This is a genomic window from Bacillus sp. 007/AIA-02/001 (assembly GCF_004634455.1).
GTDB lineage: Bacteria > Bacillota > Bacilli > Bacillales > Bacillaceae_G > Bacillus_A > Bacillus_A cereus.
Window position 1 is genome coordinate 352,791 of sequence record NZ_SEIY01000002.1, and the last position, 15,589, is coordinate 368,379.

A 15,589-nucleotide genomic window follows, 5' to 3' on the forward strand; every position below is an offset into this window, starting at 1 on the left:
ATGATTGTTACGAATTAAAAATGAATTTCATATTATACATATAATGGAGGGGATGTACATGAAGGAGCAATATAAAATCATTGTTTTAAGTGATGAATTATCAGGGGATAGGATTCGAAATACGTTAGACAAAAATAAATGTAAAACAATAGTTCATGTTGTGGACGTTTCAGATGTTGTTCGTATAGAAAGTTCTTTTCAATATATAGTCATTTGGAGAGGGGACGCAGAAAAACTTACAAATGACTTGATAAATAGGGGCGTGCAAAGTTCAAAAATTATTAATTTAACAAAATACATGTATGAATGGAAGGATAAATTAATTTCTATCTATCAAATAAATCCGGATCTTATGTCTTTATACATTTCTATGAAAAAAGCAAAGAGTGATCCGACGTATGAATTGTTTGCTACCGGTTTGTCTTATCCGCATTGTGGCATAAGTACGGAGCTTCTCTCAAAAAAGTCAATAAAATTAACACTTCCATCGCAAGATCTATACTATGATTATTTAATAGCGTCACAACTTTTATCAAACAATCATTCATTTCAATATTGTTTAATAGGAATAGCCTATTTCTCGTTTTACTTTGATATGTCGTTATCCTCCGAATCATATAGAATTCACAAAGTATATTATCCATTGTTTCAAGATGGTCATCATACTGTAGTTCACTCTCCTCTACCCACTGATGGATTCTCACATCTAAATACTCCGAAACCACTTCTTTCTATTTTTAATTTGCATTTTGAATATATTTTATTAGATGAACTAAAAGATGAATCATTGATACTGCCTTGGATAAATGCTGAGTGGAATACCACTCCTCTTCACATTCCTTTTGAAGAACACGGGAAAATAAGAGCAGCTTCACATGCTAAATTGGCGTATCCTCAAACTTTAGTTGAAAATAAAATAATTTTTAAAAAATATTTAGAATTACTGTTAAAAAATGATATAAAACCATTAATTGTTGTATTCCCAGTTACTTCACATTATTTCAATTGTAGTAGTAAGAAATTAAAAGAAGATTTTTATAAAGTTATAAATGATTTTCAAACTCAATATTCTTTTCAAATCATAGATCTATTTGATTCGCCATTATTTTGTGACGATGATTTTTATGATAGTGATCATATGAATAAAAAAGGTGCAAATAAAATGTCCGCATTATTAAATATGTTTATTCAGGAACGAAAAGTATGATAATTTGTTTCATGTTTGCATAAAAGTATATAGGCTCCATACAGTTAAAGTAATGTGATTTTTGTGTCGCGTATATAAATAATATGCGAAGAGGTGAGAGAGTTAAAATGAGAACTCGTATTGAAAGAACTGAAGAGGTGGTAGAGCAACTTCCGTTGGTAAGTGTATTAATTCCTACGTATAATCGTCCTCGTTACTTTGAAAAGGCGCTATGTAGTGTGTTAGAACAAACGTACCCTAATATAGAAATTATAGTTGGAGATGACAGCACGAATGATGAAACAGAAAAAGTGTTACAAAAATACTTATGTGATCATTCAAATATTATTTATATAAAAAATAGATCAACTCTCGGACAATTTGAAAATGCGCTAATGTTATTTAATGAAGCGAACGGTGAATATATAAATTTTTTAATGGATGATGATGTATTTCATGTGAATAAAATTGAAAAAATGATGAAGTATTTTTTCGATGATTTAGATAATGAAATTAAGCTTGTAACATCTCATCGTCAAGTCATTGATGATAAAGGGAAAGAGCTACGACATATTTATTCGACTGTCCGTTTATTTGAAGAGGATACCATTATAGCGGGAACAGAATTAGGAAATAAGGTAATTGTGGATCAAAAAAATTATATTGGAGAACCGACAACAGTTTTATTTCGTAAAAATGATTTACAAGAACCGTTTGGGATTTTTGATAAGAGGCGGTATTTATGTAACGTAGATATAGCTTCATGGTTATCTTTATTAAGTAAAGGAAAAGCTGTATATATAGCAGAGACACTTAGTTACTTTCGATTACATCCAGATCAACAGTTAAATGAATCTAATAAAATGATGGATGGGTTAGAAGATTTTTCACACAGTATTATAGCAGGAGAACAATATGGTTTCTTATCCACTGAAAAAGAGTTAGACAAAGCGATAACTAATTTTCTAGATTATGCAAGAAGGATAGTTCCATCATCAATATTATATACATTAGACTATTACCAAAAAATTAGAGCGAAGAAAATAAACATAGAAAAGAAAAAACAACATATAAATAATAATTCTTCTTTACCGAAAGTAAGTATACTTATTCCTGCATACAATAGACCTTATTACTTGGAATTAGCACTCAACAGCGCTTTGAATCAAACATATGAAAATATTGAAATTATTATTTCTGACGACAGTACAAATAATGAAGTCAATGCTATGATTCAACCGTACTTACGTGAATATGAGTGTATTACATATGTAAAAAATGAAACGCCGTTAGTTGCCGAAAACTTTAATAAGTGTGTAGAACTTGCGAATGGGGACTATATAAACTTTTTATTAGATGATGATTTATTTCATCATGAAAAGATCGAGGGAATGATGAAATACTTTTTGGCGTTAGAAAATATTTCATTTGTGACGTCATATCGTGAACTGATTGATGAGAATGGAGAGATATTACCACCTTCAACATTAAATATGAAAATCGCGAAAGAAACTACACTTTTTGAAGGAAAAGAATTAGGGAATTATATGTTAAAAAACTTGAAAAATGTAGTTGGTGAGCCGACAACTGTTTTGTTTAATCGGAATTTGTTTGACGGGAAGTTTGGATATTTTAAAGGAAAGGCTTATTCTGCTATTAATGACATTGCAACTTGGCTAGATATGATGAGGAAAGGAAAAGTAGTTTATATACATGAACCTCTTAGTTATTTTAGACAGCATAGTGGACAAAATCAAAAACAAATGCATTTTATTTTAATGACAATTGAAGAGTGGATTGAATTAATTATAGATGCATATAATAGTGGGTTTTTAAGCTCCGAAAGTGAGTATAAAGAGAGTTTATCTTATTGTTTAGAAAATGCGGGATTTATAGTTAAGGATGCAGTAAGAAATGGCGAACTAGATCAAATTTATAATGAAAAGATAAAAAAAGGCTTAAACAAGTTAGTTGCTCATATGTTCGAGAAAGAATGTTGTTATTGTCAATATTGCAATCAACAATTTGAAAAATTTTCACCTTGGCCAGCACATTATGATTTTCCGAAATATAAATTTGAAATGTGGAATAAAGATACAGGGATATGTCCAGTTTGTAATTCGATGGATCGTGAAAGATTGTACCGTGCGTACATTGAAACGGAAACGGACTTGTTAAATAGAAACTATACAATGCTTCATATTGCACCTGAAGCAAAGTTAAGAGATTGGTTTAACGAGTATAAAAATATTACGTATGTATGTGGTGACTTAGAACCAAAGGATCCATTAATGAAGGAAATTGATGTTACAAGAATTACATATGATAGTAATACTTTTGATGTAATATTATGTAGCCATGTATTAGAACACGTTCCTGATGATGACAAAGCAATGCGAGAGTTATATAGAGTGTTAAAGCCAAATGGATGGGGAATTATTCAAGTACCAATCGTAATGAATGTAGATTTTATTATAGAGAATGAATTAATTGTAACACCACAATTGAGGAAATTAGCTTTTGGTCAAGAAGATCATGTGAGAATTTACAATCAATCGGGATTTATTCAACGATTAATGAATGCAGGATTTAAGGTGGAATTATATAACATAGCGGAAAAACAAGGAATGAAAAGTGCTAGGAAATTTGGATTATCTGAAACAGATATGCTCTATATTGTCCGAAAATGATAGGAAGGAATAGATAGATATGGAGAATATTCCTTTTTTACGTGCTTCAACTGTACCTGTAAGTGAGTATTTGGACGAATTGAAGGAAATTGATACATCTCACATATATACGAATTATGGACCTATAAATCAACGTTTTGAGGAAACAATTATGTCGTCATTTTTTCAAAACAGGGGAGCTGTTACAACAGTAGCAAACGCAACGTTAGGGTTAATGGCGGCTATTCAACTAAAGAAAAGAAGAAAGGGAAAGTATGCTCTCATGCCTAGCTTTACATTCCCTGCGACTGCCTTAGCCGCTATTTGGTGTGGATTGGAACCTTACTTTATTGATATTTCAATAGATGATTGGTATATGGATAAAACCGTACTTTTGGATAAGATAGAAGAATTAAAAGAAGAGGTTGCGATTGTTGTCCCGTACGCCACTTTTGGATCATGGATGAACTTAGAAGAATATGAAGAATTAGAGAAGAAGGGGATTCCGGTTGTCGTAGATGCGGCGCCGGGATTTGGATTAATGAATGGAGGGATGCATTACGGTCAAGATTTTAGTGGAATGATCGTATATAGCTTTCATGCAACAAAGCCATTCGGAATTGGTGAAGGAGGGCTCATATATAGTAAAAACGAAGAAGATATACAACGTATTAAAAGAATGGGGAATTTCGGATTTGATAAAAATCGTGAATGTACGATGATGGGGTTTAATTGTAAAATGTCTGAATACGCAGCAGCTATTGGGATTGCGACTATAAAAAAGTGGGATCAAAAATTAAAAGAACGTACCCGTATTTCTGAATGGTATAAACAGTTGTTACAAAATACTGGGTTAATGAAAAAAGGGTGGAAAGTCCAAAAGACAGAAGCAGTTATTCACCAATTTATGCCTATCATTTGTCCAGAAGAAGTTCGCAACATACAAGTAATTGAAGAACTGAAAAAACAGAAAATAGAAGCTAGATTATACTTTTCACCATCTTGCCACCAACAAGTTCTTTTTAAAAACTATAAGTCGACAGATTTAACAAAAACGAATAAAATAGCAAAACGAATCGTAAGTTTACCTTTATGGGAAGGAATGACGAAAGAACTAGTAGAGCAAATTGTAATCTGTTTAGAGCAGAAGGTGGTGTCGGTAGATGAATAGTTTTTATAGTCAAGAAGAACTAAAGAAAATTGGATTTTTATCTGTTGGGAAAAATGTATTGGTTAGTAAAAAAGCAAGTATATATAATCCGAGTGCTATATCAGTTGGCAATCATGTAAGAATTGATGATTTTTGCATTTTAAGTGGTAAAATCACAATTGGAAGTTATTCGCACATATCAGCGTATACAGCGTTATATGGAGGGGAAGTTGGGATTGAAATGCATGATTTTGCAAACATCTCAGCTAAAACAATCGTATATGCAGTACTTGATGATTTCAGTGGAAATACATTAATGGGGCCAACCGTCCCGAATCAATATAGGAATGTGAAAGCAGAAAAAGTTATTTTAAAAAAACATGTGATTATTGGTGCTAATTCTATTATTTTTCCAAATGTAATTGTAGGAGAAGGTACGGCAGTCGGCGCGATGAGTATGGTAAAAGAGAGTTTAGATGATTGGTATATTTACGCTGGAGTTCCCGTAAGGAAAGTAAAACCTCGTCAAAAAAAGATGCTAGAGTTAGAAATTGATTTTTTAAAAAGCATTTATTCTTAACAAAAAAGAATAAATGCTTTTTATTTTTATCCCGCTATTTGCCGATAAAGAGTCGACTGGTGAGGGCTAATTAAAGTTTCACTTTATGATAGAGCAGAGTGTATCTTAACTTATTATGTTTTAAATTTTGCTGACCAAGGCAATACTGAGCCATAGTGAATGTAAAGTTGGAGGGCGAGCGTATATGTTTGATGAGGATGGGATTGTTTTAATTATGGAACCAGCTGATGAAAGAAACTTGAGGAGATTTATTTTTTCAGTGCCAAAGTCAGTGTATGAAAAGAAGGGGCTTACATTACACTATGGAACAGCTATAGGACAAGGGTATATGGATATAATTGAAGATATTATAAGCGTGCATATAGAAATAGATGTTGTAACGATAATAGGGCATGTAAGAGGGTAAATAGCTATTTGAAAAAGGTTATAAACAATTTAGCTAGAAGTTATGTATAGAGAAAATTACAGACAATTATAAGGACGAAGGGGGTCTAAAATGAAAATAAAATCAATTGTATTAGTATTCATAGTTTCAATTGGTTTAATGGGATGTTCAATAGTGGAAGAAGGAAAGAACTCCATAGATTATGCTCAAAAGGCGACAGACTATGTAAATGAAATAAGTGCATTTGCAAATGATGCACCAGCATTAGTAGAAAAGGCCGTTAATGATAGCGAGGCTCGAAAAGAATTAGAAACGAAGCTTAGTGAAATTAAACAAGATATACCCGCATTCAATGAATTAACGCCACCTGATGTAGCAAAGGATCTTCATCAACAAATCGTCGGATATAACGAAAAGTTAAATACGTTAATTGATACGGCGAAGACAAAGATAGAAGAAGGCAAAGTGGATGTAGAGCAATTTAAAAACTCTGAGCTTATGCAGACGGTAGATCAAGTTCGAGATTTGAAAGATAAAGTGCAAAATTTAGGTCAATAGTAAAAAGCTCCGTTTGTGATAAACGGAGCTTTTTGTATAAGTGATTACTTAATAAAATACACCACAACACCCATTAAAATGATAGTATTCCCAATTACTTTTCTTTTTGTTACTTTTTCACCTAAAAAATACCAACCGAAAATTAATATGATGATATAACTTAATGATTCTAATGCAGAGACTTGATTTATTGTCAGTCCCTTTAAGGCGATAATATTGAATCCTGCGTTAAGTACAAATAAAGAGTAACCGATGATTACATATGGATTTACATATTCTTTTAATTTAGAATCATATTGCTGTAAAGTAGCCTTTTTTAATAAAATTTGTGAGTAATTGGCCAATACGATTCCAAAGATCAATAACAACATATAACTATTCATCTTTTGTCACCACCACAATTCCGACGATAATAATAGCCGCACCAAGTAAATGATTCCACTGTATCGTATCTCCAAATAGAACTACTGACCAAAGCATTGACCACAGTATAATAATTCCGCGATGTGAATATGCTTTTGATATTTCGAAATGCTTAATTACTTGTTGCCATAAAATTGCATATCCGAATAAAAGTACAACTAGTCCGAAATAAGCAATAAAAAATGAGATGGAAGCAATGGGAAACTTAGCTGCCCATTTCATGTAAACCACAATGATAGAATATATCAAAAAAGCTACATGTAAAAATACGTAATTTTTAATAGTTGGTTTCATTTATTCACTCTCTTTTACATATAAATATATATTTATATCTATCTTTTCCTAATAATAGATATTGGAACGTATTTTGTTTAATCTTTCACATTCCAAATTATATAGTATCATGGCTTTTATTGTAAAACAATAGAAGCTATGCATTCATTTTTTCCAAGGTTCTACAATATGTATCGTTTTATTTGTTGCATCCAACTTTACTTGAATACCGATAGGCATGGTAATCATGGGATGTGTATGACAACAATCGAAGTCAGCTAGAAAAGGAATTCTTTGATTTTGAAGTACTTCTAATAGTATTTCAAAAGGCTTTCGATTTGTACCACAATCATCAAATTGCTCATGTTTTCCAAGAATGATACCTGAAATTTTATCGAATACACCGTTAATTTTAAGTAATGAAAAGCTTCTTTCAATAGTAGCTGCATCTTTTGAATTGTCCTCAATGAAGAGAATGTCGCCTTCTTGAATATGTGGCATATAGGGGCTACCCAAAATTCCTTGTATCGTGTTTAAATTCCCGCCAATAATACGCCCAGTAGCTTTTCCATCAATTACTGAAATCCAATCGTTTGGTCGAAGTTCTTTCTCCTTCGTCTTTTCTTCCCAATTAATAAATTCATCTGACCAAAATAATGGTTGTTTTATATGATAAGGAAGAGAATGATCATGTAGTAAAGTTTCAGCAAAATATTTGTATGTGCAATCAACAAAAGGTTCAAATTCGCCAAAGGAAGGGACGAGAGCTGGTCCATAAAATGTAGGGATTCCTGTTTTGGCGTAAATTGCTAGTAATAAAGCAGTTGCATCTGAATACCCAATCATTATTTTAGGGTTCTTTAGAAAAGCATCATAATCAATATAAGGTAATATTGAATTTGAATTCATCCCACCAATTGTTGACATAATACAAGAAATATTAGGATTTCTTATTAAGACATTTAGCTCCTCAGCACGCTCTTGTATACTACCAGAACGATAAAAATCATATCGACCTGTTAATGAACCTTCTAATATATGAAACCCTTTCTGTTGTAAGTAAGATTTTGCTCTTTCAAATCTTTTTGGAGAAGTGTAGGTTACTGGTGAAGAAGGGGAGTAGATCCCAATTGTGTCTCCGTATTTTAATGATTTTGGAAGTAGCATTTGTATGAATCCCTTCTATTAAATAGTTTATCTCGCTATTTGACGGGTAGCCCGATTGGGGGGCTGATTAAAGTTTCGCTTTATTTACGAGATTTTATTATTGAATATTCTTACGTTTCAATATTGTAAGTTTAACATAAATAAATTAAAAAAATCATTGCTGTACTATGAATAAATATACCTTTTACCTTGACTGTATAAAGGAATTGTTGTTAAGGTTAAATGTGAGTGTATAAAAGGTTTGCTAAAGGAGTTTTGAAATGAATCGGTTAAAATGGGGAAGGATGACAGTCCTATTAGTTATTATTTTAGGGATATGTTGGTTCTTATTCCAAGGAAATCAAAAGAGCATAGCGAATGTAGAGGGACAACCTTTGCAAGTGGCAGAACTACCTAAAGCAGGATTTACTGAAAAAGTAGTCCCGCCAAAGTACATCCCACCAGAAATTAACGCAAAAGCAGCTATGATTATCGATGCGAGTGATGGAGATATTATTTATCAATATAATGAAAATGAAGCTTTTGCACCGGCTAGTATGTCTAAGATGATGACAGCGTATCTCTTACTAGAGAGTATACATAACGGGAAAGTTCGCTGGGAAGATCCAGTAAAAATGAGTGCGAAGGCGGCACAAACAGAAGGAGCGAGAATCCCAGTACAAGTTAATGACACATTAACTGTTAAAGATTTATATCATGCATTAATGATTGAGTCAGCTAATAATTCGGCTGTGGCTTTAGCAGAACATATGGCAAAATCGGAGAAAGATTTCGTTCAGCTTATGGATGCAAAAGCGAAACAGTTAAAAATGTCGGAACATGCTAAATTTGCAAATGCTTCTGGATTACAAGAGCCGGATGGAAGTGAAACAAAAATGACGGCTGGTGATGTAGCACAATTGGCGTATCATCTTATAAAAGATTATCCGGAAATATTAGAAGTGACTCACTTACGTCAAAGTCAGCTAGCATTTAATAATATTAATGTTATAAGCACAAACGACATGTTAAACAAAAATAATAAAAGTTTATATATAGAAGGAATGGACGGACTAAAGACTGGATTTACAGATAGCGCAGGATACTGTTTTACTGGGACTGCAAAGCAAGGTGATAATCGAATTATTACAGTGGTCATGGGGACATCCAGTAAAACAAAACGTTTTACAGAGACAAATAAGTTAATGTCGTATGCATTTGGATTAGTTAATTAAGTAAGTAAAATACGAATCTAGATCGCTACATAAGTAAGACTGTTTGTTGTTACTAATTTTAGATAACAACAAACAGTCTTTTTATTTTAAAAAGGAAAAAGCTTCTAAATATAAGTGTTATTATTTGAGTTTGTTTGTTGCTGTGATATTATAAAGTTATAAGCTTATTAATAATAAGTTTGAGGGGCGTAATATGATATATACATATGAAATAGCCTCAATTGAAAATTGGAGGGAATTATGATGGCAAAAGATTTTTACTCAGCAATTGAAGACAGAAGATCTATTTATGCAATTAGTAAAGAGCAAGTAGTTTCTGATGAGAAAATTCAAGAAGTGATTTATCATGCTGTAAAACATACACCTTCAGCTTTTAATTCTCAAAGTGCTCGCGTTGTTGTTTTATTAGGAGAACAACATGATAAATTATGGGATATTACGAAAGAAACGTTACGAAAAATTGTACCTGAAAATAACTTTGCACCTACTGAAGAAAAAATGAATGCATTTAAAAGTGGTTATGGAACGGTTTTATATTTTGAAGACAGTGAAGTAGTGGAAAGCCTTCAAGCTAACTTTGCATTATATAAAGATAATTTCCCAACTTGGTCTCAGCAATCATCAGGAATGTTACAATTTGCAATTTGGACAGCTTTAGAAATTGAAGGGTTTGGTGCTACGTTACAGCATTACAATCCGCTAATTGATGAAGAAGTGAGAAAAGAGTGGGATGTTCCAGAGAATTGGAAACTTATTGCGCAAATGCCATTTGGTAAACCGGTAGTACATGCTGGTGAAAAAGAATTCCAACCGCTAGAGGACCGTGTGAAAATTTATAAATAATTTAAAAAGGTGAACAGGAATATAACCTGTTCACCTTTTTTATACGTAATAAGGGCTTTTTTGTCCTGCATTTTTCATCTGATTTTTTAATTCGTTTTTACGTGTTTCAATAGCTGATACTTTTTGTAATGTTATCATTGAAACGAATTGAATAAAAGCATAGTATAGCTCTATGTTTTTTTGTATTGGATCATCTATTATATTTCTCACAAATATGCCTCCTCTTTTTATTCCAATAAAACTCCGCATTAATGGGCAGCCCGAGTGGTGAGGGTTAATAATTAGCGGAGGATGTATAAAACCCTTCCTGATTAAAGTTTCATTTTATAAGGGAATGAAACTTTAATCAATTCGCTAAAATTCTTGTTTATTAAGATATGTATATAATACTATAAATATCCTATAAATTCCATTATAGGAAAAAGAGAACAGTTGATATAGTGTGTGTTTTCTTTAAAGGAGAAATGGCTTTTGTGAAATAAATCTTACAATTCGTCAAATTATTTCAAAATTGTAGATAGTATAGAAATTTAGTTTTCTAAAAATATTATACTATTGATAAATAGAGTGATTTTTGTCATGATGAAAGTATACGTCATGTAAGGAACTTTATAAGGAAATACATACTTGAGTTTGTATTAGGTTAATAGAGTTTTTTATAATAGATAGAAAAGGGATATTTTATATTAAAATATTAAATAGAATGTCGAATTTTCATGCGATATATAAGAAATTTGAAAAAACCATTGCAAAAACACTGTGTTTAATGATAAAGTTCACATGAAGTTCACACGGATTTCACTTTGTTCATTTAAAATGAACTCTGTGTGAAAAATAAAACTCTTGCTAAAAAATGGAACTGGATGAATATTTTACTTTGATAATATTGTAAAGTATTAAAGTTTTAGTTTTTTTTAAGAGGATAGTAGGGAAAGGAAGTAAAGACAACTTATGAAAAAAGTAATTGCAGGTTTAGCAGCAGCTTCTGTAGCTGGCGTTGCAGTTCCAGGAATGGATTCTGCTCATGCACAAGTTTCAAATGAAGCGCTAAAAGAAATTAATGGACAAACTCAAACTCAAACTCAAACGACTGTAACTGAAACAAAAACTGTAGAAACAACTTCTGAATTAAAATACACAGTAACTGCTGATGTATTAAATGTTCGTTCAGGTGCTGGTACAGGACATAACGTTATTTCTAAAGTAAAATCAGGCCAAGTGCTACAAGTAGTTGGACAAGAAAATGGTTGGTTCAAAGTAAACGTAAATGGTCAAACAGGTTATGTAAGTGGTGACTTCGTAACGACTGGTGGCAAAACAGGAACGACTGTTCAACAAGGAACAGGTACTTACACAGTAAACGTTTCTTCACTTAACGTACGTACAGGCCCAAGTACATCTCATACAGTATTAGGTTCTGTAAACAAAGGTAAAACAGTACAAGTTGTAGGTGAAGTACAAGATTGGTTTAAAATCAACTTCAATGGTGGAACTGGATACGTAAGCAAAGACTTCGTAACAAAAGGTGGTTCTGCTGTATCTAACGAAACACAACAACCAACTACAAACAACAATACTACAACAGTTCAAACTGGTGGTTCTTATGTTGTTAACACTGGTGCTTTAAAAGTACGTACAGGCCCAGCTACATACAACGCTGTAATCGGTGGAGTAACAAATGGTAAAGTATTAAACGTTACTGGTGCTGAAAATGGTTGGTACAAAATTAACCATAACGGCCGCACAGGTTACGTAAGTGCAGACTTCGTTAAGTTTGTAAAAGGCGGAGTAAACAACGTTACAAATAACAATAATGTTACAAATAACGTTCAACAACCAGGTAAAGACGTACAAAAACCAACAACAGGTGGAGATACATCTTCAATCGCTGGATTCGCTAGATCTTTAAATGGTTCACCATACAGAACTGCTGGTACAACACCTGCTGGTTTTGACTGCAGTGGATTCATTCACTACGTATTAAATCAAACTGGTCATAAAGGCGCTCGTCAAACAGTTGCTGGATACTGGAGCTCTAAAACAAAAACTAGCAATCCACAACCAGGTGATTTAGTATACTTCCAAAATACTTATAAATCAGGTCCTTCTCACATGGGTGTTTACTTAGGAAACGGTCAGTTCATTAGTGCAGAAACAGATGCAACTGGTGTACGTATTAGTTCTGTAAGTAACTCTTACTGGAGCAAGCACCTATTAGGTTACACAAAAGCATACTAAGAAAAAGTAGTTTTATATACTTTTCGTATAGAGAAAAGGCTTTCCAAGGAAACTTGGGAAGCCTTTTTATAGTTGAATAAATTGGAAGTTTAATAGTTTTTATTTTAACTTTCCATTTAAAAATCGATCATATAAGTCATGGAAATAGTTAGGACGAAATAAGTTCGCTGCATGTCCCGCTAACGGTATTTCCTTATATAGAACGTTAGGCAAAATAGATTTCAAATCAAATAGACAAGATTTATAGAGATGATCATGCTCTCCCATTACCCATAGTATAGGGTGAGGAAGTGATTTTAATTTAGATTTTAAATCGAATTCTAATCGATGTCGTAATGACTGGGCAATTATGGATGAATGTAATTGTAATCCGAAACGGTAGTAAATATTTCTTGAAATGACTGCGAACGGATTTGCTTTTAGTATACCGCTTGGAAAAATAGTATTTGCGTATTGAGAGAGCCATTTAGAGTATTCATCTCCTCGCTTCTCCCAAAAATTTTGAAATACATTATATAAACGAGAAGGGTTATTGTAATGTCCTCCAATATGACAAATACTTAATACTTTTTCTGGATGCATTTGCGCAAAAATTGTAGAGATGTAACAGCCGTAACTTAGCGCACAAATATGAGCTTTTTTAATACCTTCTTGTTCATATAAGTTTAATAATTGATCTACGAGGCGCTGTAATGAAAAGTCGATTGCTTCACCTTTATCATCACCGTGACCTAATAAGTCATAAGTTATAATGTTGTAGGAGGCGGAAAATCGTTTTTGCTCTTTTTTGAAGGCGCGACGATTACCAACTAATCCATGAATAAAAATAATTGTTTCCTTTTCAGAATGTATATTTGTTTGCAAAAAGGATACTCCTTTCACTAACTGGAGATTTATATCGTGTTTTAAATTATTTATCTATAATTTACATAGAATAATATTGAGTACCAGGTAATAATATCAGATGTTTATATCTGTTGTAAAGATGAGTTTTTATGTATATTTTGTAAAAATAGAAAAAGTGTGTTTACATTCAGTTTACATTTGTATCGTATTCTAATTTTAGAAAGAACAGTTTTGTTTAATATGAGGAGATGAACAGGAATGGAAGTTAGAAATGAAATAAAGAAAAAAGGGAGTTGGAGGCAGTTTTTACGCCTTATTCAAGATACAAATCCTCCGAAAGGAATTTTAGTTTTTGCGTTGTTAATGAGTTTGCTTTCTACGGGAGCGAGTTTATTTATTCCTATGCTGACAAAAGGATTAGTAGATAATTTTTCGCTTTCTTCAATTAGTGCAGGACAAATTGTTGGGTTAATTGCTTTCTTTGTAATGCAAACTATTGCGGCAGGGTTGTCTATATATTTACTAAATTATATTGGGCAGAAGATTGTAGCGGGACTAAGAGAACGTTTGTGGAAAAAGGTACTTATCTTGCCGGTATCTTATTACGATCAAAATAGAACAGGTGATACGATTAGCCGTATGACGAATGATACAGGTGTAGTGAAAATGTTAATTTCTGAGCATTTGTCAAACTTATTAACAGGTGGTATTTCAATTGTTGGATCGTTAATTGTATTATTTGTTTTAGATTGGAAAATGACTGCGTTACTTTTAACGGTTATTCCGTTGTCTGTGTTAATTTTAGTTCCACTTGGACGAAAAATGTATAAGATTTCAAAAGCGCTTCAAGATGAAACTGCATCTTTTACAAGTGTGTTAACGCAAGTGTTATCAGAAATTCGTTTAGTGAAATCTTCAAATACAGAAAAGAGAGAATATGAAACGGGTAATACAGGTATACAAAAGTTATTACAATTTGGTTTGAAAGAAGGAAAAGTGCAAGCATTAATTTCGCCAGTTATGTCGTTTGTTTTAATGGCACTACTTGTTATTATCGTAGGGTATGGCGGGATGCGAGTTTCTAGCGGTGCATTAACAACCGGTGAACTTGTAGCGTTTATTTTGTATTTAGTTCAAATTGTAATGCCAATGAGTCAATTATCTATGTTCTTTACACAATTCCAAAAGGCAATTGGTGCAACGGAAAGAATTAGTACGATTTTAGAATATGAAGTAGAAGATCATGAAACTGGTGTGAAAGTGACAAATGCTAAGCAACCGATCGTTCTTGAAAATGTACATTTTGAGTATAACGAAGAAGAGCAAGTTTTGAAAAATATAGATTTCACAATTGAATCTGGAAAAGTGACAGCGATTGTAGGACCAAGTGGTAGTGGGAAAACAACGTTATTCTCATTACTGGAACGTTTTTATGAGCCAACTAGTGGCGCCATTAAATTAGGAGAAGAATCAATTACGAGTTATTCATTACAGTCATGGCGACGTCAAATCGGTTACGTATCACAAGATAGTCCGTTAATTGATGGAACAATTCGTGATAATATTTGTTATGGCGTCGAGGGCGAAGTAACGGATGAAGAAATTGAAAAAGTAGCAGCAATGGCATATGTTGATGCATTTATTCATGACTTACCAAACGGTTATGCAACAGAAGTTGGAGAACGCGGTGTGAAGCTTTCTGGGGGACAAAGACAGCGAATTGCCATTGCCCGAGCGTTACTTCGAAATCCGCAAATTCTTATGCTAGATGAGGCGACTTCAAGCTTAGATAGTAAATCTGAGTCTGTCGTTCAAAAAGCGTTAAATAACTTAATGAAAGGCAGAACAACGTTAGTGATTGCGCATAGACTTTCTACTGTTGTAGATGCAGATAAAATTGTCTTTATTGAAAAAGGGAATCTTACAGGTAGTGGTACGCATGATGAATTATTACAGACGCATGATATGTATCGTGAGTTTGCAACGCAGCAATTGAAAATTAAAGAGGGTGCATTATAAAATGAATCATCAGTGGGAAGTTTACTCCACTGATGATT

Annotated in this window: 15 protein-coding genes; 10 read left to right on the plus strand and 5 right to left on the minus strand. The window is 32.8% G+C overall.

Translation table 11 applies throughout. The annotated features are described in order from the left end of the window. The first annotated feature begins 58 nt into the window (after positions 1-58). The 6 genes from ES895_RS07220 (at position 59) to ES895_RS07245 (ending at position 6,528) form a co-directional block, all read left to right on the plus strand. Complete coding sequence (locus ES895_RS07220; RefSeq protein ID WP_000664247.1) at positions 59-1,207, plus strand: hypothetical protein; 1,149 nt, start codon at positions 59-61, stop codon at positions 1,205-1,207. 107 nt (positions 1,208-1,314) lie between these two features. Continuing rightward, positions 1,315-3,876: a glycosyltransferase gene (locus ES895_RS07225; protein ID WP_135238248.1), complete on the plus strand. Its 2,562-nt coding sequence runs from the start codon at positions 1,315-1,317 to the stop codon at positions 3,874-3,876. A 19-nt stretch (positions 3,877-3,895) separates the two neighbouring features. After that, positions 3,896-5,026: a DegT/DnrJ/EryC1/StrS aminotransferase family protein gene (locus ES895_RS07230; RefSeq protein WP_000427968.1), complete on the plus strand. Its 1,131-nt coding sequence runs from the start codon at positions 3,896-3,898 to the stop codon at positions 5,024-5,026. Further along, positions 5,019-5,585 carry an acyltransferase gene (locus ES895_RS07235; RefSeq protein WP_001084184.1) on the plus strand — a complete coding sequence of 189 codons (567 nt, stop codon included), beginning with the start codon at positions 5,019-5,021 and terminating at the stop codon, positions 5,583-5,585. Before ES895_RS07230 ends, ES895_RS07235 begins: the two co-directional genes overlap by 8 nt. Before the next feature lie 184 nt (positions 5,586-5,769). After that, complete coding sequence (locus tag ES895_RS07240; RefSeq protein WP_000459099.1) at positions 5,770-5,991, plus strand: hypothetical protein; 222 nt, start codon at positions 5,770-5,772, stop codon at positions 5,989-5,991. Positions 5,992-6,081: 90 nt separating this feature from the next. Further along, positions 6,082-6,528, plus strand: a complete 447-nt coding sequence (locus ES895_RS07245; protein WP_098364696.1) for a DUF6376 family protein — start codon at positions 6,082-6,084, stop codon at positions 6,526-6,528. A 44-nt stretch (positions 6,529-6,572) separates the two neighbouring features. Here the strand turns inward: ES895_RS07245 and ES895_RS07250 are convergent, their stop codons facing one another. The 3 genes from ES895_RS07250 to ES895_RS07260 all read right to left on the minus strand — a co-directional run bounded on the left by ES895_RS07250 (position 6,573) and on the right by ES895_RS07260 (position 8,391). After that, entirely contained in the window at positions 6,573-6,911 is a 339-nt protein-coding gene (locus ES895_RS07250) for an EamA family transporter (protein ID WP_001089876.1), read from the minus strand. Next, positions 6,904-7,245: an EamA family transporter gene (locus ES895_RS07255; RefSeq protein WP_000805132.1), complete on the minus strand. Its 342-nt coding sequence runs from the start codon at positions 7,243-7,245 to the stop codon at positions 6,904-6,906. Before ES895_RS07255 ends, ES895_RS07250 begins: the two co-directional genes overlap by 8 nt. 144 nt (positions 7,246-7,389) lie before the next feature. Continuing rightward, the gene (locus tag ES895_RS07260; protein ID WP_135238249.1) at positions 7,390-8,391 is read right to left on the minus strand and encodes a S66 family peptidase; all 1,002 of its coding nucleotides are present in this window, start codon (positions 8,389-8,391) and stop codon (positions 7,390-7,392) included. A gap of 260 nt (positions 8,392-8,651) precedes the next feature. On the opposite strand from ES895_RS07260, the gene ES895_RS07265 reads away from it, so the two are divergent. Both ES895_RS07265 and ES895_RS07270 read left to right on the plus strand, forming a co-directional pair. Next, positions 8,652-9,605 (plus strand): D-alanyl-D-alanine carboxypeptidase family protein, encoded by a 954-nt coding sequence (locus ES895_RS07265; protein ID WP_001080871.1) that lies wholly within the window; start codon positions 8,652-8,654, stop codon positions 9,603-9,605. Between the two features lie 240 nt (positions 9,606-9,845). Then, a complete protein-coding gene (locus ES895_RS07270) occupies positions 9,846-10,448 on the plus strand; it encodes a nitroreductase family protein (RefSeq protein WP_001987122.1) in 603 nt (200 codons plus the stop codon). Positions 10,449-10,487: 39 nt separating this feature from the next. Here the strand turns inward: ES895_RS07270 and ES895_RS07275 are convergent, their stop codons facing one another. Further along, on the minus strand, positions 10,488-10,658 hold the full coding sequence (locus ES895_RS07275) for a DNA mismatch repair protein MutT (RefSeq protein WP_135238250.1): 171 nt from the start codon (positions 10,656-10,658) through the stop codon (positions 10,488-10,490). 741 nt (positions 10,659-11,399) lie between these two features. On the opposite strand from ES895_RS07275, the gene entFM reads away from it, so the two are divergent. Beyond that, positions 11,400-12,686 carry an enterotoxin EntFM gene (gene entFM, locus ES895_RS07280; RefSeq protein ID WP_000755513.1) on the plus strand — a complete coding sequence of 429 codons (1,287 nt, stop codon included), beginning with the start codon at positions 11,400-11,402 and terminating at the stop codon, positions 12,684-12,686. A gap of 99 nt (positions 12,687-12,785) precedes the next feature. On the opposite strand, the gene ES895_RS07285 is transcribed toward entFM, so the two are convergent. Next, positions 12,786-13,550 (minus strand): alpha/beta fold hydrolase, encoded by a 765-nt coding sequence (locus tag ES895_RS07285; RefSeq protein ID WP_001194306.1) that lies wholly within the window; start codon positions 13,548-13,550, stop codon positions 12,786-12,788. A 240-nt stretch (positions 13,551-13,790) separates the two neighbouring features. Here ES895_RS07285 and ES895_RS07290 point away from each other — a divergent pair, with 240 nt between their 5' ends. After that, the gene (locus tag ES895_RS07290; protein WP_135238251.1) at positions 13,791-15,551 is read left to right on the plus strand and encodes an ABC transporter ATP-binding protein; all 1,761 of its coding nucleotides are present in this window, start codon (positions 13,791-13,793) and stop codon (positions 15,549-15,551) included. The last annotated feature ends 38 nt before the right edge of the window (positions 15,552-15,589 follow it).